Below are 22,742 nucleotides of genomic sequence, written 5' to 3'. Positions count from 1 at the left end.
CCTGAATCAAATCTTAGTTAAACACTTAACTATTTTGACAAAAAAATCAGTCCTCTCTTCGTTTTATTTTCCCAAGCAAAAACAGCAATTGATGCAGCTCCTGCTCATTCAGGCTCGCTAGGGCATCAGCAACCACCTGGCGATTATCGGGAAGATGCTGAAGTAACAGCTTTTGTCCCTCGGCCGTAAGTGATATGACGGTCTTTCTGCCGTCTTCGGGATGACTGGTTCGATCAATCAAGCCATCCTGCTCCAGAGGTGTTAATAAAATACTGATGTTTGCCTTTGTCACGCCAATGTTTTGGGCCAGCAGAGACGGAAGAATTCGTCCGCCTTTTTTGGCGATTTCCACCAAAACGCGAATGCGTGCGCCATTGATCCCCTTTGACTGCCAATATTTTTCAGATTTACCCACCAGCTCTGCTGTAGCATCCACTAAGGCAAAAAAAGTCTGTGTCGGCAAAGGAGGCTGGTTTACGTATGCTTTTATCTTGTCTGTCATGCAATCACCTGTAAAAGTAGTTAAACACTTAATTACTTTTCATGGTAAATACCTCTCCAGCTTTTGTCAACTTTTCTTCTACAATGATCGTCATATTTCGCCTATAAAGAAAATTTTTGTCGAGAAATTAAAAAATTCCATTGCCTTTAAAAACATAAACGAATATTCTGAATACATATATGCATGTTTACTATTTTCTAGGGGGATTTTAATGAAAAAGGGTCTTGCACTGGCGACCTGTTTTACCTTGCTTTTTGGGGTAATAACTGGCTGTTCCAGCTCTCAACCAGCACCTGCACAACCAGCGGGACAAACTACACAGCCCGCTACAACACCAGCAGAAGGTACAAAGACAGAGCCAATGGTGTTGCATTGGAGTATCAATAGCGAGCCACCTTCCATGGACCCGGGTATCGCAGTCGACGCTGACTCATTCGACATGATCTACGCTGCATTTGAAGGCTTGACCAACTACGATTTGAACGGCCAGCTGACCAATGCGACCGCCGAGAGCTTTACCAACTCGCCTGACTACACCAACTATACGTTCAAAATTCGCAAGGACGCAAAGTGGAGCAATGGCGATCCTGTTACCGCACACGATTTCGTCTATGCGATCAAACGCAATCTCGATCCAAAAACAGCTTCCGAGTACGCCTATCAGCTTTATTACATTAAAGGTGGAGAGGAATACAATACAGGCAAAGGAAAGCCTGAAGATGTAGGCGTGAAAGCGCTCGATGACTATACGGTTGAATTCAACCTGAAGTCTCCAACTCCGTTTTTCCGTGAGCTGACCTTCTTCCCGACTCTTTTCCCATTGCATGAGAAAACGGTTGAAGGCAACCCGAAATGGGCAAACGAAGCAAAAACAATCGTCGGAAACGGTCCATTCATCATGGATACATGGGAGCACAAAAGCAAAATCGTCTTCACGAAAAACCCGAATTATTGGGATAAAGACAACGTCAAGCTGGATCGTCTCGAAATCGTCATGATTGAAGACAACAACACGGCGTTCTCCATGTTTGAAAATGGTGATATCGACTGGGGCGGATATCCGGCCTCCACGCTGCCAACCGATGCGATCCAGTCGCTCAAAGACGCTGGCAAGCTGATGGTAGCTGACAACCCTGGTACACAATCCGTCGTATTTAATACGAATAAACCACCATTTAATAACAAGAAGATCAGACAAGCCTTTGCCTATGCCATCGATCGTCAAGAAATCATCGACAACATTTTGCAGACTGGCGTTCCAGCTGCATACGGATGGGTACCAACCTCGATGGGGCTGAACAAAGACGGCTACTTCAAAGAAGACAAGGAAAAAGCGAAGCAACTGCTGGCAGAGGGTATGAAGGAGCTCGGTCTGACTACCTTCCCAAACGTTACGTACACATTTGATACAACGGATACGAATAAAAAAGTAGCCGAGGCTCTCCAAGACCAGTGGAAAAAGGCTCTTGGCGTTGACGTAAAGCTATATACAGCTGAGCTGAAGGTATACCGTGACATGAGATCGCAAGCGAATTTTGACATGATCCGTTTCCAATGGGGCGCAGACTTCAATGACCCAATCAACTTCCTGGAAATGTTCCGCGACAAAACAGGTGGAAACAACCACCCTGACTGGGAGAATCCAAAATTCAAGGAGCTGATTGATCAGAGCTACCACGAGCCAGATTTGGACAAGCGCAAGCAAATCCTGCTGGATGCAGAAACCATCCTGATGGATGAAATGCCGCTGGCTCCAATCAACTTCCGCGGAAGCCCTTATGTAAAAAATGATAAAGTGAAGGACTTCATCATCTTCCCACTCGGTGGTGCCTACTTCAAATTTACGTCTGTAACGAAATAAACGAAATAAAAAAACCTCTATCGATGCCTTCTCAAGGAGGAGCGACCGCGTTTTAGCGGAAGGTTTTTATGCGCTCCAGAAAGTTTAAGCAAGTTTGCTTTCATACAGTGAAGCGCTTAAACTTTCTTACACGTTGAAAAACCCGGCTGCACTTGTCATCTCGACGGTGTAGCCGGGTTCTTTTTACGATGAATGGTCGTTTGTTTAAACGGTTACGGATTGAGACTTCGTATCATTAAACGTATTCGTATCCAGTTCCTTCGTCGCTTTGCTTGTCAGGACACCAGCCGTCATGCTGCCGCTCACGTTGAGCGCAGTACGTCCCATATCGATCAATGGCTCTACGGAAATCAGCAAGCCCACGATCGCAATCGGCAGATTCATGGTAGACAGTACGAGCAGAGCTGCAAAGGTCGCTCCTCCACCTACACCTGCTACCCCAAACGAGCTGAGTGCCACAACTGCGATCAGTGTCAGGATAAAGGAAGGAGACAACGGATCAATACCAGCCAATGGCGCTACCATCACCGCGAGCATAGCTGGGTAGGTACCTGCGCAACCATTTTGACCAATCGAAAGACCAAATGAGCCGGCAAAGTTGGCGATTCCCTCTGGAACACCCAAATCCTGTGTTTGTGTTTTAACATTCAGCGGCAATGCACCCGCACTCGTACGAGATGTAAACGCAAAGGTAAGGACAGGGAACGCCTTTTTCACATACGTAATCGGATTCAGTCCTGCGAAAGCCAGGAGCAGCAAATGAATGATAAACATAATCGCAAGTGCCACATACGATGCCACTACGAATTTGCCCAGCTGCCAAATGGCATTGTAATCACTGGTTGCTGCCACTCTCGTCATGATCGCGAGTACCCCGTACGGAGTCAGACGCAGAATGATCGTAACGACGCGCATGATGACAGCATGGAAGGTATCTACGATTTTGGAGAATAGCTCAGCTTGCTCAGGATTTTTCTTTCTAACCCCTAAATAAGCAATTCCGATAAAGGCTGCAAAAATTACGACTGCAATAGTAGAAGTAGGACGATCCCCTGTTAAATCGAGGAACGGATTCGCTGGCAACAGCTCCAGCACTTTTTGTGGCAGTGTCATGCTCTGGATATCACCCAGACGCTGCTCCACCTGACCGATTCGCGCTGTTTCAGCCTCTCCTTGCTGGAACTGTGCTCCATCGAGATTAAAGGCCAATGTAGACGCAATTCCAATCGCCGCAGCTACTGCGGTTGTTCCCACCAGCAAGCCGATAATCAGCGTGCTGATTTTTCCAATGTTATTGGTTAGTTTCATTTTGGTAAATGCAGAGACAATCGAAATGAAGACCAATGGCATTACAATCATTTGAAGCAGCTTCACGTACCCTTTTCCGACGATATTGTACCAGTCGATAGTCGCTTTTAAGACGTCGGATTTTGTTCCATAGATGTATTGCAGGACTAGACCAAACAAGATCCCGACGCCTAGACCGACAAACACCCGTTTCGAAAACGAAATGTGTTTCTTTTGCATTGCGTACAATCCAATAATGATAGCAAGTAATACAACAATGTTAACGACCGTCAATAATGTTGACACTTGATTTCCCTCCGTTTCACTGAGAAGTAACTTAGAAATTGAGAATGAGAATAAGCATACTATATTACCTACAATCCCTACTGGTCAAGTGCGATTTTGTTATCATTACACTTCGGAATAAAAACGTTTGTCCAGCCGTAGGCGAACCTCTCGTTTTTCCATCGTAATCAAAACCAAGTAAATTGGTGCGAATAAAAATCAATAAGAAAACCTCTATCGAGGCTTCCTCAAGGAGGAGCGACCGCGTTTTAGCGGAAAGTTTCCATGCGCTCCAGAATTCATAAGCGTCGCGCTTATAAATTCTTATACGTTAAAAAACCAGGGCACGTCACTTAGACGCTCCCTGGTATCCCACCACTATATCTTATGCTTACTTCGCTTTCTTGGTAATCAAATTCCACAGCCAGGTCAGCACGACGGCGCCGATCACTCCGGCAATGACGTTGAAGCCTGCCCACATCCACAGCCAATTGCCCAAAACGAGGTCGCCAAGCCAGCTACCCAACAGCGCAACGATAAGCGAAGCCCACCAGCCAGTTCCACTTGCTTTGCCTGTCATCAACATATTCATGGCCCACCAAACGACAACACCTACGATTGCCCACACAACCCAAAACATAAGGACACACTTCCTTTCGCATGATGGTAACGCTCTCATAAGGACCTTAATGAATTATATTTATCTGCTATTATCATATAGAAATCGGGTGAATGTGTGCTGGGCCACAGCCTGTTTAAAGCCGGAAAAAAGCGCCTGCTCCCCACTGCTACTGCGAGGTACAGACGCTTCTATTTCCCTTTTAATTCGTATACATTTCCGGGCGGCGATTCGCTACACTTGGCAATTTACCGCGTACACGCAAGATACGCTCCGGGTCCAGCTCGGCTACAATCAGCGCTTCTTCCTCTCCTGCGCTTGCCATAACCACGCCCATCGGGTCGACGATCATGCTGCGACCGGCAAAAATGTTGCCCACTTGATCTGCCGCACAAATAAACATCGTGTTTTCAATCGCGCGAGCACGGACCAGTGTCTCCCAGTGGTCTTCCTTCATCGCACCTGCTACCCAGCCTGCGGGCACAAATAAAATATCCGCTCCTTGCAGTGCAAACTGTCTGGCTATTTCCGGGAATCTGACTTCATAGCATACCATTAGTCCGATTTTGCCAAACTCGGTTTCTACCACCTGGTACGGGTTATCTCCCTGTGCGATATAATCCGACTCCTTGTAAGAAAAGGCGTCATACAGATGCGTCTTGCGGTAGGCATGAATCAGCTCGCCAGCTCGATTGAGGAAGACGGTTGTATTGTAGGCGCGGTTTTCGTCACCCGCGATACTTTCGAACACACCGCATACAACGTATACACCATGCACCTTTGCTGCCTTGGCGAGGCCGGAAACAAATGGACCGTCCATTGGCTCCGCTACTTCGGCAGGCGTTACTCCCGACTTTGGTGTGGCCGGTGCACTGTACATTTCTGGCAAAATGACAAAATCCGCTCCTGCAGCTTTTGCCTTGGCGATATATTCTACTGCTTTTTGCAGATTCACTGCTTTATCCATCGTAGCCGTAAGCTGTGCGATTGCTACTTTCATGACTCCTCCACCCTTCCAGTCTCTTCTGTTTCTTCGGTTATCCTTACCACACAGTATAACTGATTTTCTTTGTCGTAGAAGATTTTGCTTGTATATCATGGACATGTCATACTATGGTATCCTTGTCATCAATCCCCCTGCCCAAGTGAGGTGAGCGTATGTCTATCCGAATTAAACTACTTCTGTCCTACACGGGCATGCTTGTCATCAGCTTATTGGTATTTGTCCTGACTGCCAGCTTGTTTACGATTGCGGCAACCGGCGACATTCACAGCTTTCGCGATTTTTACAAGGTTCATTACCAGCTCAACCCACTAACTGAGCAGGAGGAATCGATCTTTCTCGAGTTAAAATATCTCGCCAAAAACGAACCCGATGAGCTGCAAAACCAGCAGCTTTTGCTCGACTATGACTTCAAGCTGAAAACAGAGCGGGCTGGTCTTTACATCCGCCGTGAAAGCAATCAGGTTTTTGAATCCCGCACATTTAACCAGCCCGAATTGGAGGAGAATCTGCCTCCTTATGACCTGAACAACAATCAGATACGCAATACCTTTAACATCGGTGAACGCTTTTACGCCTATGCCAAATTCGACTTCCGGTTCTCAGACGGAGCAAAGGGCAGTGTCTTTGTTATCCGCGAGCGCAGTCCTTTTGGTGAAGTGACACGCAGGCTTCTCCCCATCCTCATCCTGATTCTCGTCGGAGTCATTGTGATCGCGAATGTGCTGTTATACCGCTGGATTACCCGCAGCGTCGTCAAGCCGCTCGATTTATTGCGCAACTCCGCAGAGCACATCAAGGAAGGCAATCTGCAGTTTTCGCTTGATCTGCACTCCAAGGATGAAATCGGTCAATTGAACGAAGCGTTCGAGAACATGCGCAGGAGATTGCAGGAATCCGTACAGCTTCGCTTGCAGGACGAGGAAAATCGTAAAGAACTCATCTCGAATATCTCGCATGATTTGCGTACCCCAATCACAAATATCAAAGGCTACATCGAAGGAATTCGCGACGGGGTCGCTGATACACCTGAGAAAATGGACAAGTACGTCAATATCATTTATTCCAAAGCAGTCGATCTGGATAAACTGGTAGACGAGCTGTTCCTCTACTCCAAGCTCGACTTGAAGCAGGTTCCGTTCCAATTTGAGCATGTAGATATCGTGCGTTTCCTCGACGATTGTATTGATGAGCTGCACTACGTCATGGAGGAAAAGGGTATAACCCTGGAATGGGATCAGCGGAAGAGCCATAGTATTGAGGTCGTTGCCGATCTGGAAAAATGTAAACGGACGCTACTGAATATCATCGGAAATGCCCAGAACTTTATGGATAAAGAAGAGAAAATGATTCACGTCTCCGTACAAGAATCACCGCAATGGGTCACGGTAGAAATCAGAGACAATGGCATGGGCATCGCCCCGGAAGCGATCCCGCATATATTCGAGCGTTTTTATCGTGCCGAGCAGTCCCGCAATTCTTCTACAGGCGGCAGCGGATTGGGCCTTGCCATTGCTAGACAAATCATCGAAGAACACGGCGGCTCGATTTGGGTAGAGAGCAAGCAGGGTCTCGGAACAAGCCTGTTCTTTACGTTAAAACGGACGACAAACCAAGGAGGGACAGATTCCCATGGCGACGCGCATCCTCATCATTGAGGACGAAACCACTATCGCTCAGCTGGAGCGTGACTATTTTGAGCTGAACGGGTTTCTCGTAGATTTATGTCATACGGGCAACGAAGGCCTGCAGCTTGCCCTGAATGAGGACTACAGCCTGATTATTGTCGATTTGCAGCTCCCTGGCATGGACGGGTTTGAATTATGCAGTCAAATCAGACAGAACAAGGAAGTTCCGATCCTGATCGTCTCCGCAAAAAAAGAAGAGATTGATAAAATCCGCGCCTTTAACCTCGGTGCCGATGATTATATTACCAAGCCTTTCAGCCCTAGCGAATTGGTAGCGAGGGCCAAGGCGCACCTGACCAGATACGAGCGGCTTCTTGGAAAAAAGGAGCCGGTTCAAAAATCAGAGATTTCCATTCGTGGTCTGGTCATCGATAAAGTCGCCCACCGAGTCTATGTCCGTAATCAGGAAGTCATTTTCACGACACGTGAGTTTAGTCTACTTGAATTTTTGGCTAGTCATCCGAATCGCGTCTTCAGCAAAAACGAGCTGTTTGAGCGAATCTGGGGGATGGATTCCAGCGGGGATATCGCAACCGTAACCGTTCATGTTCGCAAGCTGCGGGAAAAGGTAGAGATCGATCCGTCCAATCCTCAATACATTGAAACGGTCTGGGGCGCGGGGTACCGATTTACGGTATAGACGTATTTAATAATTTGTTAAGAACTATTTTAGAATCTTTTAAGCCCAGGTTTCTTGGGAGTTTAGCAGTCTCCTTTATCATACAGGTAAGGCAAGCAACTACCATACCTGTTGATCACAAGGAGGCTTTTCTGATGAATAAGGTTTCGAATAAACTCGCTACTCTCATGCTCGCAACTGTACTTGGTGCCACCTCTCTTCCTTTTGCCGCTCAACATGCATCGGCTGCAGCGGTACCACTCTCTGCCCAGGAAATTCAACAGGCAGTAAATGAGCTGTCCCAGCTGCGCATCATGCAAGGCTATCAGGATCACTCGATGGGCATTCACAATCAAATCACCCGTGCTGAGCTGGCCAAAATGGTTGCACTGACATTCGGCTTGCAAGGGAAAGCAGAGAAATTGCCTAGCTTCGCAGATGCCAACCAGAACGCATGGTATTACAAATATGCAGCAGAGCTGGTCGGACAAGACATCATGGAGGCTCCGGGCGGCAACTTCGACCCTCGTGGAACCGTAACAGACGCGGAGCTGGTGCAGGTCGTATCCAAAGCGTTGAAGCGCGATGCGAAATCAGTGAATTACTGGATGGAGCGCTTTTACTCGGCAAATAACAATGCCACTCGCGGTGAAGTCGCATTCCTGTTGAAAACAGCGCACAAAGCCATTCCTTCGCCTGACGCCAAAATTACAAGCGTTCACGCATTGAACGCGATTACGCTGATCGTGACAGTCGACGCTCCTCTGACAGCGGAGAACGAAGTATTTGCCAAAGCAAAAGAAGACTTCGTATTTAACGACGGGCTGACCTTGACCAACCTGCCTCGCCTGAAAACAGGTTCGACGAATACGTACATCGTGCCAACATCGGTTCAAAAGCCAGGTACGACCTACACATTGACTTATCGTGGTCAAAAAGCTGGCACATTCGTAGGCAATGCAACCAAGCTCGACATGACAGAAGCTAGACAAGTCTCCTATGACACATTCGAAGTGGAATCTCTCCAGGAAAACGGCGTAGTCGATTATGGATATGTGATCTCCGCATACAGTGCTGGACGTGGAGCTAGCGCATTCGTTCTGGACGACAACAACCAAGCAGATGGACAGACCTATCAAATCATCTCGTCTGGCCAAGCACGTCAAGTAACGATTACCCCTGCTGGCGGACAGCCAATCGTGGCAAAATACGTTCCATTTACCCAATCGACAGACGGCAAGCAAGAACCAAAATTCCGTCTCCCTGAGGGTCAGGTGCTCACTCCTGGTGTAACGTACACCGTGACATCCGATTGGGCAGCCATTGCCAATTCAACATTCGTCGCCAAAGAAATCGCTCCACTGGAAATAACAGAAGCGGAAGCACTCAGCGAAAACTCGATCAGTGTGACCGTGTCCGAAGATCCAGGCGATGAGCTGTTCTCTGGACGCAGCGTAGAGCTCACAAGTGCAGACGGTCAAAAGCTGCTCGCTACGTATAAATACTCCAGCCGCAAGGGCGCTGTAGGGGTGTTTGATCTGGCGCAAGATGGTAAACTGGCAGAAGGTACTACTTATACGGTCACTCCAGTTGGCGATTGGGCTGGCAAGTCCCAAGCCGAGCTGACTGTGGAATAACCGCGTAAGTAGATGCGGCATTTCAATCTACGAGAAAGGTGTTGGTTCGCTTTGCTGCGCGTTGGCCTTTTGACCTTCGCTATCGCTTTGGCTGGGTGTGAGGTGAATTTGGATTCGTATCTATCAAACTCGGAGCAGCAAGCAACCCAAGCGGTGAACAAGGAAATGAACGAGCTGAATCACGCTTTGTTAACAGCTGTAACCCAAGGAAACAAAGAAGAGGTCACAAAGCTTTTGGCAGATGGCGCTGATATTGATGCGACAGATGAAACAGGCCGCACCTCTGCGATGATCGCCGTACACACGAACCAACTGGAGCTGTTTACCCTTTTAGTAGAGCACGGTGCGAATATCAACATCAGAGACAACCGTTTGGACAATCCGTTGCTCTATTCCGGGGCAGAAGGCAAGCTGGACTTTGTAAAAGCAGCGATTGCCGCAGGAGCGGACACGACCGTTACGAACCGTTTTGGCGGAACCGCCCTCATCCCTGCCGCTGATCGCGGGCACGTGGAGATTGTCAGAGAGCTGCTGACCACCTCAGATGTAAATGTAAATCATGTAAACAACCTCGGCTGGACCGCATTGCTTGAAGCCGTCATTTTGGGCGACGGCGGTAAAAACCATCAGGCTATCGTCAAGCTTTTGATCGAGCATGGAGCCGACGTAAACCTGGCGGATAACGACGGAGTCACCCCTCTGCAGCACGCCAAAAAACGCGGCTATCGCGAAATGATTGATGCTTTGACGAGTGCTGGCGGGAAATAATGAATGAAAAAGGATAGAGTTCTCAGATCATCTCTGAGGCTCTATCCTTTTTTGCTTAGACGGGTAAGGAAAGGATCGGTAGTTCGTGCTGTCGTGGTGGGGAGGAAAAAGGAGAAATCGCTTCAGATTCTTGGAACACTAGCTCGGAGGATTCACTGGACGGCTCCATGAAAAAAGCGAAACCGCGTCCAAAGTAGTCATTTCTATGAAGCTTCTCAGAGGTGGACGCTTAATGGCGTGTTTCTCTTTTTTCACTGCGCCTCGGTCTGTGTTCCAAAGATCTTACGCTTATTTCTCCTTTTTCCTTGGACAGCTTTGGTGGCTTACTAGCTTTACTTTGGATGTTCATCTAGATGTTCTACAAAGCACTATTGCTAGAAAGTCTTTCACTAGCATGCTCCGACGCATACAATACTTGTCTGCTCTGAATGCTCTGCAAAAATCAGCTTCTAAAATGCACTTAGGCTCGCCAGAGAAACTGGATTCCAGGCGGAGCGACTCGCGCAACCCCGCTTAGCTCCGCAGGGATTTACGGGCAATAGAAACGTCACCTCTGCTCAAGCTACGAAGCGGCTACCACTTTGACGTTTCCCCGTAAATCACTGCGGAGCGGACAGTACCCACTTCCTCGCAGGGTGAAGACCGGAGCACAGATCGGAATCCTGTTTCTCCCCACCACATCCTCTCATTTTCTAGCAAACGAAAAATCCCACTCACAACAGTGAGCGGGACTTGTTTTCTTAATATATGCAGCTTTGCTCCATTAGGTTCGGGTTAATCGTACACACATTCGTTTAAAACACCTAACACCTGTATTTGGGAAACTTTCCACCCAAACGCTTATTTTTGAGCATCAAGAATAAACATCGATGCATCTTGTCCCATGAATATTTTCCTTCCATTATAAAAAGTTTTGGATTGAATCTTCCTGTACCCTATTTTCGTCATCCTATCAGTTAGCTTTTCTTGATCAAATCCGTTATGAACGATATCTGAGACTACTTTTTCATTTTTATTAAAATCTACGATTAGTAAATGTCCCCCATCGTTTAGCACATCAAATAATCTGGATAATACAAATTCAACATCATCTATATGAAGCAGGACCTGTGCCATAAAAATATAGTCAGCATGTAAATCCGATAGACCTTCCTTTTCAAAATCAAAGCAAAATGTATCTGCATTCTGAATATGACAATCAGCAATTTTTTGCTGTACTTGATGAATCATGCTTTGGGAGGTATCCAGAAAAAGCATTGAATGAAAATCGTTAACCAAGTTCATTCCAACAAGCCCAGTTCCACACCCAAAATCAATTGCATGCTTACTAGTAGCATCAACTACATATTCACGAATGGCATCAGATGATACCTTTGCAATATGAATTCTTTCAGAAGTGTCGTATCTATTTGCTATCATTTCAAACTTATCCGTATTTCCCATTATTCCCTCTCCCCCTTCTCAAAATAACTAGCGATTACAGACCTATAATATCCATAATAAACAACTCAATTTCAAGTTGCAATGACAAAAAAGACTCCCTCTCAGGAAGTCCTTGCCCTTTTTGCAGGCCAGATTTTTCCCAAAAAAGAAGCCTCTTAATTCCGATCCATATTTTTACCGTAATAAATCTCGTCCATCTCCATGTGCAACCGCTCCGTGATTTCATGCTGCTCCTCTACAGAGAGCTTATCCTTTGTATAGCCAAACAAATAGTTGTTCAAATCAAACTGCCTCAGCTTGCATTTCGTATGAAAAATGTTTTCCTGATAGACGTTTACATCGATCATATGGAACAGGTCCTTTATTTCATCTGGTATGTAGTTTTGGATCGAGCTGATGTCATGATCGATAAACAGCTTATACCCATGTATGTCTCGAGTAAAGCCTCGCACGCGATAATCAATCGTCATCATGTCTGTATCAAAGGAGCGAATCAAATAATTAAGCGCCTTGAGTGGCGAAATCTCACCACAGGTCGATACATCGATATCTGCACGAAAGGTACTGATTTCCTCGTCAGGATGGTATTCCGGGTAGGTGTGCACCGTAATATGGCTCTTGTCGAGCTGCATTATCACATTATCTGGCAAAGGTCCCGGGGATTCCTCATATGACTCTGTCGGTACCTCAACCACTGGACCCTCAGACACAAGAAAGGTCACACTGGCGCCCTGCGGTACATAATCCTGCTGGGCAACATTGAGGACGTGTGCGCCAATAATATCGGACACATTTTTTAAAATGTGGGTCAGGCGCTCCGCATTGTACTGTTCATCTATGTATTCGAGATACGCTTCCCGTTCCTTTTTGGTTTTGGTATAGCAAATATCGTACATGTTAAAGCTCAGTGATTTGGTCAGGTTATTAAAGCCATGAAGCGTGATATGCTGATTCGGTGTCGATTCCAAGCGAGTTTCCCCCTGTTACGATGATAGTCATGGTGACAAAGCTCTGTTTCAGCATTTCCCATTCCCTGACATACCAATCATGGCTAGTGAGTAGAAAGCTACACGATAACGAACCGTGGACCAGCCTGAGTGGGAAGGTTATCGCTAGTGAATCAGTAAAAAAAGCCCCATCCTCTCGCGGATGAGACCTTTTGCGCTAACGCAGTCGGGTGTTGGTAGTCGCTGTCCACGTGCCTGTTTCTCCTGCCCGTATCGAGGGCGACTTCATGGTTACATTGCCCCGAAGAACATAGTGCCTCAGATTAATTTGTGGATCATCACGGAAGGCGAGGGTCCCGACAAAAGAAGCATACGGAGATTGGAACCACATTTGTCTTGTTCTTTCATCCCAAAAGCCCTGGATCTGCATAAACTCTCTGCGAAAGCTGATTGCGCCATTTACAACGTTGCCGTTGACGCTGTTAATTACCAATGTTCCGAGTGACATAGGTCTGCCACCAAAGCTGGCCTGTACTTCCCATGTCGAGGGATAAGGCAAGCTCACCCTCGTCATTTGTCCAATTGCCACGGGTAACCTCTCCTTCTTATTTGGTTTGAGGTATTCTCCACTAGTACCCTATAGTATATGTACCCATAGATAGGAGTCCCGTAGGCAAATGTCCAAATTTGCGAGTTCCCGCTTATCCCTCCAGGCTTTTTTTGCGAAAAGCAGTCTCATCCAGCCTTTTGTATTTTATGAAGAGAGCCGTAAACAAAAGCGCCGCACCATTCATAATGAAAATGAATCGAATCGGGATCATGCCGCCAAGAAATCCACCCAAAATCGGACCAATCATGTTGGCAAACTGCATAGCAGACTGATTCAAACCAAAAGCTCTTCCGCGAAAATCGGGCTCGATGACCTTGACGATCAACGCGTTGATTGCAGGATAAACAGCAGCGAAAAACAAGCCGTAAACAAAGCGCAAAATCCCAAAGCCGTACAAATTTGTAAAAAAGAATTGCAGCAGGCTGCCGATCCCTCCACCCAGCAATCCGAAAAACAAAATCTTGGAATAGCCGATCTTGCTTCCTATGCGCCCCCAGCGCGGGGCAGCCAGAACTGTCGCAATCCCGATCGCAGAAAAAATAATGCCCGAGCTAAGCGAAGCATCCTGCTCAGAAGCTCCCAATTGGAGAACGTACACCGTCAATAGCGGTTCAAGCAGCATCACCGACACTGTGACCATCATACTGAGTCCGAGCACGATCATAAACGGACGATTCATACGCGCCACTCGCAAGTCTTCCCGAACAGAGGAACGCTTTTTCAGGCGGACATGAACTTCTCGGACGAAAAAGGTTGCAATCAGAGCTGCAATCAAAACCAACAGCGCGGAAAATAGAAAAGCCTCCCGATTCCCCCACAGATGACTGACAATCCCGCCAACCAATGGACCAACAATGCCTCCAGTCGCTCCGCTTGTCGCCATAATGCCTAAAGCATAGCCCGCATGTTCTTCCGGCGTGTTGGTTGCGACCAATGCGATGGCAGAGGGAACGAAGCCAGCCAGTAACCCTTCCAGCATGCGAACACCCAAGAAGACGTACGGATCAGTAACCAAATAATAGAGAGAATAAATCAGCACAAGACAAAACCCGGCCCGAACCATCATCAGCTTTCGCCCGTACCGATCCGCAAGCGAGCCCCAATACGGAGCGATGAATGCCCCCGTCAAAAAAGTGATGCCAAAGGAAATTCCCGACCAGGCTTCCAAATGCTCGTGAACCCCCAATGTGTTGTACATGAACAACGGCAAAAAAGGGATCGACAGGGAATACGCGGTACTACAGAAAAATACACCGATCCACAGCACTACGAGATTTCTTTTCCAGGAGAACGACATGACAGCTACCTAACCTTCTTTCCTGCAAAACAGGCATTTTTTATCCATTCAAATAGAAAAGGAAGCACCACGATCTGTGATCGCAATGCTTCTCCCTATCATTTGCGTTACGCTTCTTCCCAGAAGCGTCGCAGATTGTCCATACCGATTTTAGAGCCTTCCCGGCAGTCTTCCATTCCTTCGAATTCCACGGTGATATAGCCATCATAGCCGGACCCTTTAACCAGCTTGACGACTTCCCGAATATTGATATCGCCTTGGCCGACAATCGCCCCACGCAAGAAATTGCCGTTGACGGTTTTAAACCATTTTCCGCCACCTGGTTCATTGTAATAAGGACGGAAATAAAAATCCTTAAAGTGAACAAGGGAAGCATACGGCAGATTTTTCTTCACGCCGACCAGCGAATCTTCGTCCACGCACATAAAGTTTCCAATATCTACAGTTGTCTTGAAATTCGGACGGTTAACTGCCTGGAGTACACGCTGTACGCGGTCGCTCGCCTGAACAAGCCAGCCATGATTTTCTATCGTCGTCGTAATTCCGAACTGCGCAGCGTAATCGGCGATTTGACGGCTTCCTTCGACCATGACATCCAGATTGTTTTCAAAGTACTCAATCGTGGTTTGCTCTACAGGAACAGTAAACGTAGAAACATCGTGGCGCATATGCTTGATGCCCATCCGGTTCAAAAGGTCCACATGCGTCTTCACCCGCGCTACCTCTGCCTCGAATGCTTCCTCGCTCTCCTGAATGAAGTTTGTCGGCATCGAGTAGTTCGACAGCTCGATCCCTACTGCTTTTGCCTTATCGCGAACAGCATCAGCCAGCTCGTAGTTATCGACAAGTGTGAAGCCATACGGCACGATTTCCATATGCTCTCCGCCATTGTCAGCAATCCATTGCACGACATCCAGTACGTCCATTTCCCCTGCTCTGATTGCAGTCAGCAAGCTATACGTGCTCAGTCCAATTTTCATTTGATCCACCTCATTATTGGGATTGTTGTGATCGGTCGTGCTATCTTCTGCGCCTGATTCGACTCCATCCCTCCCTTCCCTTGGAGAGAAGCATTAGGAGAGAGGGAGCCTGGTGACGGTGACAGCCTGCTTGCGTTCATTGGACTCATAGGCGGCTTTGACCACTTCTAGTGTGCGTAGTCCATCCTCCCCGGTAATCGAAGGAGCACGTCCGTCCAAAACGCACTGAACAAAATCTGCAATCAGCCGCTCATCCATGTCTACCGCCCAAGGCAGATGCTGCCATTTGTTGCCGCGGTCATTGTAATAAAGGGCATGCTGCTTGAATACATCCACCCACAGCGAGCCCGTGGTCCCGATAATATGGATGGTCACATCGCCCCACGTAGGGAAGGTTTTGGGCCTGGACCAGCTAGGATCAATTGCCACGATGACTCCCGACTCCAATTCCAGTGAGACCATTCCGCAATCTTCTACGTCGATATCATAAAAACGGGTATCCAGCTCGGCGTATACACTCTTTACTTCGTCCTGAAGCATCCACCGGACAAGATCCATCAGATGCACGATATGATCAGTAGCTGCCCCGCCTCCGGACAGCTCTTTGTCGATAAACCATCCACCCGGCATCTGCCCGTGATTCGTACCATTGATGGCCATTACCTCGCCAATCGCCTTGGCGTCAATCATTTGCTTCACTTGTTCCATCACTGGTGCGAATCGGACAGGATAAGCGATTTGCAAAATGACCCCTTCCTTTTTGCACGTACGGATCATTTCTTCAGCATCCTTGACTTCTGTCGCAATCGGCTTTTCGCATAAAATATGCTTCTTTGCCTGCGCACTCGCAATCACGTGCTCCTTGTGCTTCGCATTTTCCGAGCAAACGATAACCGCTTCAATATCGGTTTCAAAAAAAGCTTGCAGGTCCTGATAGTAATCGACCTGATAAGTAGCAGCCATTTTCTGTCCTCGCTCTACGTCTCCATCCCAAATAGCGGTAAAGCGGACATCCGGGTGCTTTTGCAAATAAGTGGCGTAGCTGTGTGCATGCATATGTGCAAAGCTGATGATGCCTACCTTCATATGGAGTCACCTCCGTCTATGAGCTGGACCGGTTGTCCCGATTCAGCCGATTGCCTTGTTGCCTGTGCGATTTTTTGCGCTTGGAGGATATCTTCTGGCGTAATAGCCAGTGCTTCATGCGTGGACAGGCAAGAAACAACCTGCTCTCTAAAGCTTCGCTCGCGCTCTATTTGAGCCAGGTGAGCAAAGCGCTCCCAGCAGGGTACTTTTTGATCCAGACGCTTATTCGTTTGCCATAGGATTGGCTGACTATCATGACTGTCATGCTGGATCATGCCGGCATCACCGGTTATTTCAAAAGCCGCTCGCTCAGAAGCTTCTGCCCACGAAAGCTCAACATGTGCAATCGTGCCATCAACCATTCTCAGCATGACAAGCGCATACTCTCTCTCCAGCCCGAACTCGTCGGTATGCTTGACTCGTCTGGCCATAACCCGCACCACTTCACCAAATGTCCAGCGCAGCCAATCAAATTCCGCTACGCCCAGTTCGTGAAAAATACACCCCTTTGCGATTCCCGCTTCGGGAGCAGGAGCACTTCTACGGACGCGAATGACGCCGGGCTTTCCGATCGCACCTTGTCGGACCTGCTCGCGCGCCTGCACGTATTCCGGTGAAAATCGCAAGCTGCTTCCAAGCACCAGCTGTACCTCTCGCACCTCACACAGCTCTTTGGCTTTGCGAAGGGCAATATGCCCGAGCTGTCCACCCGCTCCGCAAATAACATGCTTTCTTTCTTTGGCGGCAAGCGCAATCCATTCGGTAGATTCCTCTGCGGATGAAAGAATGTCCACGACATCGACTTCTTTTTCATGCAAAAGCTCACGAAGTATTGCCAAGCTGTCTGCATAGCCTACTACCTCAGCAGCCCTGACCTTTGACCATGCCTCTTGGTATCTGTCCCCAGTCTCCCGTGGCCTTGCCACAACTACTTTCACCATGAGCTATCCACCTCCGTTTATCACAAACCTTTTGATCCTTTTTTAACTACAACCTCTTATAGCGAAAATTGAAACGTATCCTGCAATAAGACAGCCGCTGCTCCAACCACTTCCACGTCTTCTCCAAGCGAATTGAGGCGAATCGAAAGTCCTTCCGTCAAGATACCGTGGGCATATTCGGTAACATATTCGGTGACCTTGGAAATCAGCAATGAATTTTCAAAAGCGATGTCTCCCCCAAGAATGATGACCTCTGGGTTAAACAAATGAACGAGAGTGACCAGGCCCGTTGCCAAATACGAAGCCGTTTCTTCCAGAATGCTCTCGGCAAGCGGATCACGTCGGTCCAGTGCCTGGCGAAACGTTTTGGAGGAGATGCGATTGATATCCTGCTCGGCCAGCTCCATGATGCAGCTTTCCTTGCCTTTTGCCAGCCCTGACAACAGCTTGGAGTAAATAGCCGGCCAGCTCACATAGTTTTCCAGGCAGCCAACATTCCCGCAATCGCATCGGACACCAGCACGGTCAATCGTGGTGTGCCCGAATTCTCCTGCGCCTCCTGCATATCCGCGATAGATGGAGCCGTTGACCAGTATGCTTGAGCCAAGTCCGTCTCCAATCGTAACGTAGAGCATGTTTTGATAATGATTGAAATCACCGATGTTTTTTTCTGCTAGCAAATAGGCATTCGTGTCATTGTCGAGCCAGGTTTTGATTTGGAAGCGACTTTCCACGATTTCTTTTACAGGAGTGTCCTTTAGCTTCAGCTTCGGATTGTAGCGAATCATTCCGTTGTCTGAATCCACGATCCCTTGTGTGACGATCGAAATGCCCACACAATTGTCCAGATTCTCATAGGGCTGAACGAATTGCTCAATAATTTGCAGCAAATACGCGATAACGCTGTCGCCCTGATATGACTTGATCGAATAAGCTTCCTTTTTACGGACCTTTGCTTCCAGGTTCATTTCCGCGATAGTAATTTTAGAACCACTAATCGAGATTCCGATCAAAAAACGACTATCGGGGGAGAATTGCAGCAAAATCGGTTTCCGTCCCCCATTCGACGTGCCTGTTCCAACTTCACTGACGAGCGAATCGCGAATCAATTCGCTGACAGCAGACGTAACGGTTGTAGGACTCAGCTTGTGCCGCTTGGCTATTTCACTGCGGGAGATGGGGCCATAATGACGGATCGTATCTAGTATGATGGACCGATTTAACTCTTGAATTAGCTTTAAATCACCCGTCCTACGCATGGAACCCTTCCTTTTATTTAATAGATTAGGTAAACCTCTCTTGCAGTCTTTGGTTGATTACAGGTGACATGCGACGAAATGATCACTTTCAGCGCTTTCCCTCAGCGCTGGTGCTGTCGTCGTACAAATATCCATTTTGAACGGACAACGGGTATGGAACGCGCATCCCGACGGTGGATTGACCGGACTTGGCACATCCCCCTGCAAAATAATCCGCTCTCTTTTTGCGCGTGGATCGGGTATCGGAACCGACGAGAGCAACGCCTTGGTGTACGGATGCTGGGGATTGGCAAAAAGCGATTCCTTTGGTCCTGATTCCACGAGGGAGCCCAGATACATGACTCCGATTTTATCGCTAATATGCTCAACCACGCTGAGGTCGTGAGAGATAAACAGGTACGTCAAATGAAATTCTTCCTGCAAGTCCTTGAGCAGATTCAATATTTGCGATTGAATCGAAACGTCCAATGCCGATACCGGCTCATCTGCGACGATCAGCTTTGGCTTTAAAATGAGCGCACGTGCAATCCCGATCCGCTGGCGCTGACCACCGCTAAACTCATGAGCAAATTTTTCGGCATGGTAGCTGTTTAATCCGACGACCTCCAGCATTTCAGCAACGAGCTTTTCTCTTTCCGCCGTGGAAAGCTTGGTATGAATAATCAGCGGCTCCCCCACCACATCCCGAATTTTCATGCGGGGATTGAGCGAGGCATACGGGTCCTGAAAAACCATCTGTACCTGCTTGCGCACCTCGCGCAGCCGATTTTCATTCATTTTCGAGATTTCCTCATTGTTGATCCAGATTTTCCCCTCATCCGGTGTCAACAGACGCGTAACCAGACGCCCCGTGGTAGACTTTCCGCAGCCGCTCTCGCCAACCAAGCTAAACGTTTCGCCTTCCTTGATCTCAAAGGAAACGCTGTTCACGGCTTTTACGCTTTTCTTGTTCCCCAGAAAACCACTATCGATCGGAAACGTTTTTTTGATACCATCTACGACTACCAGTGACTTAGACATGCGCATCCCTACTTTCCTCGCTATACAGCCAGCAGCGACAAAAACGTTCTGGACCTGTAGTGGTGATCGCAGGCTCTTCCTCCCAGCAGACGGGCATTACATCTTTGCAGCGTGGAGCAAACTTGCAGCCTTTTGGCATCTGATTCGGATTTGGCACATTTCCCGGAACCGAATCGAGTCGGGAACGCTTTTGACCCAGCTTGGGAACAGAGCCGATCAAGCCTTTTGTATATGGATGCTTCGGGTCATCGAACAAATCAAAGACGGATGCCTCTTCCACGACTCGCCCTGCGTACATGACGACCACGCGATTGCACATCTCGGCTACGACGCCCAAATCGTGTGTGATCAAAAGCATCGACATATGCTCATTGGCCTGGAGCTGCTTCATGACATCGAGAATTTGCGCCTGGATCGTCACGTCCAGTGCAGTCGTCGGCTCATCCGCAATCAGTAGATTCGGCCTGCACGACATCGCCATCGCGATCATGATCCGCTGCCTCATTCCGCCAGACAGCTGATGCGGGTATTCATTAATGATCTCTTGTGGTCTCGGAATCCCTACCTTGGTCAGCATACTGATCGCATGCTCTCTCGCCTGCTTATCGGAATAGCCCAGATGCAACCGAATCGACTCCATGAGCTGCTCACCGATCTTCATGACCGGATTAAGCGATGTCATCGGCTCCTGAAAAATCATTGCGATCTCTTTGCCGCGAATCCCGCGCATTTCACTTTCCGAAATGTTTAAGAGATTGGTTCCTTTGTACGTAATTTCACCGTTCGTAATCTCGCCTGTCGTATCCTTGAACAAGCGCATGATTGATAGCGAGGTCACGCTCTTTCCACAGCCCGATTCACCAACAAGCCCGAGCACTTCCCCTTTTTTTATGTGAAAGCTGACCTTGTCCAAAACGACTGTCTTTTTGTTATCTCTCGTAAACTGCGTTTGCAGATGCTTCACTTCGATGATGTTTTCACTCATCTGCCCCATCTCCCTCGATTAGTTCTTTGTTTTCGGGTCCAGGATATCTCTGAGGCCATCGCCAACCAGATTGAATGCAAGCACGGACAGGAAGATCGCCAAACCAGGAATCATGACGACGTGAGGCGAGGTAGCCAGATAATCACGCCCCATGCTTAGCATTGCTCCCCAGTCAGGACTTTCGGGCTTGGCTCCCAGTCCGAGAAAGCTCAAGCTGGATGCAGCCAGAATTGACGTACCAATCCGAAGGGAAAAGAAGACAATCATGCTCGATACTGTTTCAGGAAAAATGTGGCGGAAAATGATCCGGCTGCTTTTGGCCCCCATCGATCTCGCCGCCTCAACAAATACAGCTTCCTTGGCTGCCAGTGTATTCCCCCGAATCAGACGAGCAAAGGACGGAATACTGAATACGGCTACAGCTACCACTACATTCGTTAAGCCTGGTCCCAAAATCGCGACAATAGCAATCGCCAACAGCAAATCCGGGAAAGCAAACATGACGTCACTTGATCTCATAATGAGCCGATCCATCCAGCCGCCATAGTAGCCGCTGCACAAGCCCAAAATCGTCCCGATCACCGCCCCGACCAATACCGAGGTAAAGCTGACACTAAGCGAGATTCCGGTTCCGACAATAATTCGACTCAGAATGTCCCGACCGTACTCATCCGTTCCCGCCCAATGTGCTTTGGAAGGGGTTTGCAGGATGGCATCATAGTCAGGCTCATATGGGTCGTACGGAGCTATCAAAGGTCCAAATATCGCGATGAAAAGTAGAAAGAGGATAAAAAAACCAGCCCAAAACGCCGTTTTTTGTTTCTTCCACTTCTTCCAAAACTCACTCATCCTGGAGTTTTTCTTTTCCATGGAGACCTGCGAGCTATGACTCACTTCTTTTACTGCTTCCATTCCAGTCTCCTCCTCTACTTAGCTTTCATAGCGAATCTTAGGATTTAGAGCTTTGTACAAAATATCAACCAGGAGATTCACCAGAATGAATTCCAGCGAGAACAACAGAATGACCGCTTGTACAACCGGATAATCGCGGAAAGCAATCGAATCGATCAACAGGCGCCCCATGCCCGGGATACTGAAAACCGTTTCTACCACGACTGACCCACCAAGCAAAAATCCGAACTGCAAGCCAGCGATGGTGACGACTGGGATCATGGAGTTTTTCAGTGCATGCTTACGCACAACCACTGATTCTTTCAAGCCTTTTGCCCGACCGGTTCGAATGAAATCCTCTTTTAACGTTTCGAGCAGTGAGGATCTCGTAAAGCGGGCGAGCATCGACATAATTCCCGCTCCTAGCGTAAGCGATGGAAGAACGTAGCTTTTCCAGCTTTCGGCTCCGCCGGTCGGAAACCATCCAAGCTGCACCGAGAAAATCTGTATAAGAATGAGTCCCAGCCAGAATCCAGGTAAGGAAATGCCTGATATTGCTGTCAGCATCCCTACGTAATCGGGCCATTTATTACGGAATACAGCAGAAATGGTACCGATCAACAGGCCTAGAACAAGTGCCCAGCCTAAACTCATAAATGTCAAATTCATCGTAATCATGTAGCGATTCGCAAACATATCGCTAATCGGAAGTCCTGTCTTTAAGGAATGTCCCAAATTACCTGTGAACAAGTTTTGCATATACGTGGCGTATTGAACCAACAACGGTTTATCCAGTCCCAATTCCGCGCGAACACGTGTAATCTCTTCCAGCGTTGCATCCTTCCCCGCTGCCAGGCGAACAGGGTCACCCGGGACCAGGTGAATAAAAAAGAAAATGAGCAGCGACACGACGAAAATGATCGGAATGATCTCGATAAGCCTCTTCACGATATAACGGAACATATTTTGTGTTCCTCCTAAATAAGAAAAGTAAAGCAGCGCTGGGCAGCAGAC

Annotated in this window: 21 protein-coding genes; 5 read left to right on the top strand and 16 right to left on the bottom strand. The window is 47.9% G+C overall.

Features of this window, described 5'->3' with window-relative positions; genetic code table 11:
* Nucleotides 1-46 precede the first annotated feature (46 nt).
* Nucleotides 47-502, bottom strand: coding sequence for a MarR family winged helix-turn-helix transcriptional regulator (locus ADS79_RS02055; protein WP_049736741.1), 456 nt, complete (start codon nt 500-502; stop codon nt 47-49).
* 211 nt (nt 503-713) lie between these two features.
* Here ADS79_RS02055 and ADS79_RS02050 point away from each other — a divergent pair, with 211 nt between their 5' ends.
* Nucleotides 714-2,363 (top strand): peptide ABC transporter substrate-binding protein, encoded by a 1,650-nt coding sequence (locus ADS79_RS02050; protein WP_049736740.1) that lies wholly within the window; start codon nt 714-716, stop codon nt 2,361-2,363.
* Nucleotides 2,364-2,567: 204 nt separating this feature from the next.
* Here the strand turns inward: ADS79_RS02050 and ADS79_RS02045 are convergent, their stop codons facing one another.
* The 3 genes from ADS79_RS02045 to ADS79_RS02035 all read right to left on the bottom strand — a co-directional run bounded on the left by ADS79_RS02045 (nt 2,568) and on the right by ADS79_RS02035 (nt 5,554).
* Nucleotides 2,568-3,956, bottom strand: a complete 1,389-nt coding sequence (locus ADS79_RS02045) for an L-cystine transporter (protein WP_049736739.1) — start codon at nt 3,954-3,956, stop codon at nt 2,568-2,570.
* Between the two features lie 370 nt (nt 3,957-4,326).
* On the bottom strand, nt 4,327-4,575 hold the full coding sequence (locus ADS79_RS02040; protein ID WP_049736738.1) for a GlsB/YeaQ/YmgE family stress response membrane protein: 249 nt from the start codon (nt 4,573-4,575) through the stop codon (nt 4,327-4,329).
* Nucleotides 4,576-4,756: 181 nt separating this feature from the next.
* Nucleotides 4,757-5,554, bottom strand: coding sequence for a carbon-nitrogen hydrolase family protein (locus tag ADS79_RS02035; protein WP_049736737.1), 798 nt, complete (start codon nt 5,552-5,554; stop codon nt 4,757-4,759).
* Between the two features lie 158 nt (nt 5,555-5,712).
* Between ADS79_RS02035 and ADS79_RS02030 the strand changes: the two genes are divergently transcribed.
* From ADS79_RS02030 to ADS79_RS02015, 4 genes are all read left to right on the top strand, one after another.
* Nucleotides 5,713-7,215, top strand: coding sequence for a sensor histidine kinase (locus tag ADS79_RS02030; protein ID WP_049736736.1), 1,503 nt, complete (start codon nt 5,713-5,715; stop codon nt 7,213-7,215).
* Nucleotides 7,190-7,885 (top strand): response regulator transcription factor, encoded by a 696-nt coding sequence (locus ADS79_RS02025; RefSeq protein WP_049736735.1) that lies wholly within the window; start codon nt 7,190-7,192, stop codon nt 7,883-7,885. Before ADS79_RS02030 ends, ADS79_RS02025 begins: the two co-directional genes overlap by 26 nt.
* Before the next feature lie 134 nt (nt 7,886-8,019).
* Nucleotides 8,020-9,501: an S-layer homology domain-containing protein gene (locus ADS79_RS02020; protein WP_049736734.1), complete on the top strand. Its 1,482-nt coding sequence runs from the start codon at nt 8,020-8,022 to the stop codon at nt 9,499-9,501.
* A 51-nt stretch (nt 9,502-9,552) separates the two neighbouring features.
* Entirely contained in the window at nt 9,553-10,269 is a 717-nt protein-coding gene (locus tag ADS79_RS02015) for an ankyrin repeat domain-containing protein (protein ID WP_236699854.1), read from the top strand.
* Between the two features lie 840 nt (nt 10,270-11,109).
* Here the strand turns inward: ADS79_RS02015 and ADS79_RS02005 are convergent.
* From ADS79_RS02005 to nikB, 12 genes are all read right to left on the bottom strand, one after another.
* Complete coding sequence (locus ADS79_RS02005) at nt 11,110-11,712, bottom strand: class I SAM-dependent methyltransferase (protein ID WP_049736732.1); 603 nt, start codon at nt 11,710-11,712, stop codon at nt 11,110-11,112.
* A gap of 155 nt (nt 11,713-11,867) precedes the next feature.
* Nucleotides 11,868-12,680: an adenosylmethionine decarboxylase gene (gene speD, locus ADS79_RS02000; RefSeq protein ID WP_049736731.1), complete on the bottom strand. Its 813-nt coding sequence runs from the start codon at nt 12,678-12,680 to the stop codon at nt 11,868-11,870.
* 196 nt (nt 12,681-12,876) lie between these two features.
* On the bottom strand, nt 12,877-13,248 hold the full coding sequence (locus ADS79_RS01995) for a hypothetical protein (RefSeq protein WP_049736730.1): 372 nt from the start codon (nt 13,246-13,248) through the stop codon (nt 12,877-12,879).
* Nucleotides 13,249-13,360: 112 nt separating this feature from the next.
* Nucleotides 13,361-14,566, bottom strand: a complete 1,206-nt coding sequence (locus ADS79_RS01990) for an MFS transporter (RefSeq protein ID WP_049736729.1) — start codon at nt 14,564-14,566, stop codon at nt 13,361-13,363.
* A 107-nt stretch (nt 14,567-14,673) separates the two neighbouring features.
* Nucleotides 14,674-15,546 (bottom strand): sugar phosphate isomerase/epimerase family protein, encoded by an 873-nt coding sequence (locus ADS79_RS01985; RefSeq protein WP_049736728.1) that lies wholly within the window; start codon nt 15,544-15,546, stop codon nt 14,674-14,676.
* 93 nt (nt 15,547-15,639) lie between these two features.
* Nucleotides 15,640-16,632 carry a Gfo/Idh/MocA family protein gene (locus ADS79_RS01980; RefSeq protein ID WP_049736727.1) on the bottom strand — a complete coding sequence of 331 codons (993 nt, stop codon included), beginning with the start codon at nt 16,630-16,632 and terminating at the stop codon, nt 15,640-15,642.
* Nucleotides 16,629-17,573, bottom strand: coding sequence for a Gfo/Idh/MocA family protein (locus ADS79_RS01975; RefSeq protein WP_049736726.1), 945 nt, complete (start codon nt 17,571-17,573; stop codon nt 16,629-16,631). Before ADS79_RS01975 ends, ADS79_RS01980 begins: the two co-directional genes overlap by 4 nt.
* A 56-nt stretch (nt 17,574-17,629) precedes the next feature.
* Nucleotides 17,630-18,832: an ROK family transcriptional regulator gene (locus ADS79_RS01970; RefSeq protein ID WP_049736725.1), complete on the bottom strand. Its 1,203-nt coding sequence runs from the start codon at nt 18,830-18,832 to the stop codon at nt 17,630-17,632.
* A gap of 57 nt (nt 18,833-18,889) precedes the next feature.
* Entirely contained in the window at nt 18,890-19,852 is a 963-nt protein-coding gene (locus ADS79_RS01965; RefSeq protein WP_049736985.1) for an ABC transporter ATP-binding protein, read from the bottom strand.
* Entirely contained in the window at nt 19,845-20,837 is a 993-nt protein-coding gene (locus ADS79_RS01960; RefSeq protein ID WP_049736724.1) for an ABC transporter ATP-binding protein, read from the bottom strand. Before ADS79_RS01960 ends, ADS79_RS01965 begins: the two co-directional genes overlap by 8 nt.
* 18 nt (nt 20,838-20,855) lie before the next feature.
* Nucleotides 20,856-21,749, bottom strand: a complete 894-nt coding sequence (locus ADS79_RS01955) for an ABC transporter permease subunit (protein WP_049736723.1) — start codon at nt 21,747-21,749, stop codon at nt 20,856-20,858.
* An 18-nt stretch (nt 21,750-21,767) separates the two neighbouring features.
* Complete coding sequence (gene nikB / locus ADS79_RS01950) at nt 21,768-22,691, bottom strand: nickel ABC transporter permease (RefSeq protein WP_049736722.1); 924 nt, start codon at nt 22,689-22,691, stop codon at nt 21,768-21,770.
* Nucleotides 22,692-22,742 lie beyond the last annotated feature (51 nt).

Origin of the sequence: Brevibacillus reuszeri, from assembly GCF_001187725.1 — a bacterium.
GTDB lineage: Bacteria > Bacillota > Bacilli > Brevibacillales > Brevibacillaceae > Brevibacillus > Brevibacillus reuszeri.
Note: the sequence above shows the minus strand (reverse complement) of the source record. Positions and strands in the feature narration are given on the sequence as shown.

Coding starts and splice junctions, on each gene's coding strand:
- ADS79_RS02055 (WP_049736741.1), bottom strand. CDS start 502: ATGACAGACAAGATAAAAGCATACGTAAACCAGCCTCCTTTGCCGACA.
- ADS79_RS02050 (WP_049736740.1), top strand. CDS start 714: ATGAAAAAGGGTCTTGCACTGGCGACCTGTTTTACCTTGCTTTTTGGG.
- ADS79_RS02040 (WP_049736738.1), bottom strand. CDS start 4,575: ATGTTTTGGGTTGTGTGGGCAATCGTAGGTGTTGTCGTTTGGTGGGCC.
- ADS79_RS02035 (WP_049736737.1), bottom strand. CDS start 5,554: ATGAAAGTAGCAATCGCACAGCTTACGGCTACGATGGATAAAGCAGTG.
- ADS79_RS02030 (WP_049736736.1), top strand. CDS start 5,713: ATGTCTATCCGAATTAAACTACTTCTGTCCTACACGGGCATGCTTGTC.
- ADS79_RS02025 (WP_049736735.1), top strand. CDS start 7,190: ATGGCGACGCGCATCCTCATCATTGAGGACGAAACCACTATCGCTCAG.
- ADS79_RS02020 (WP_049736734.1), top strand. CDS start 8,020: ATGAATAAGGTTTCGAATAAACTCGCTACTCTCATGCTCGCAACTGTA.
- ADS79_RS02005 (WP_049736732.1), bottom strand. CDS start 11,712: ATGGGAAATACGGATAAGTTTGAAATGATAGCAAATAGATACGACACT.
- ADS79_RS01990 (WP_049736729.1), bottom strand. CDS start 14,566: ATGTCGTTCTCCTGGAAAAGAAATCTCGTAGTGCTGTGGATCGGTGTA.
- ADS79_RS01985 (WP_049736728.1), bottom strand. CDS start 15,546: ATGAAAATTGGACTGAGCACGTATAGCTTGCTGACTGCAATCAGAGCA.
- ADS79_RS01980 (WP_049736727.1), bottom strand. CDS start 16,632: ATGAAGGTAGGCATCATCAGCTTTGCACATATGCATGCACACAGCTAC.
- ADS79_RS01975 (WP_049736726.1), bottom strand. CDS start 17,573: ATGGTGAAAGTAGTTGTGGCAAGGCCACGGGAGACTGGGGACAGATAC.
- ADS79_RS01970 (WP_049736725.1), bottom strand. CDS start 18,832: ATGCGTAGGACGGGTGATTTAAAGCTAATTCAAGAGTTAAATCGGTCC.
- ADS79_RS01965 (WP_049736985.1), bottom strand. CDS start 19,852: ATGTCTAAGTCACTGGTAGTCGTAGATGGTATCAAAAAAACGTTTCCG.
- ADS79_RS01960 (WP_049736724.1), bottom strand. CDS start 20,837: ATGAGTGAAAACATCATCGAAGTGAAGCATCTGCAAACGCAGTTTACG.
- ADS79_RS01955 (WP_049736723.1), bottom strand. CDS start 21,749: ATGGAAGCAGTAAAAGAAGTGAGTCATAGCTCGCAGGTCTCCATGGAA.
- nikB (WP_049736722.1), bottom strand. CDS start 22,691: ATGTTCCGTTATATCGTGAAGAGGCTTATCGAGATCATTCCGATCATT.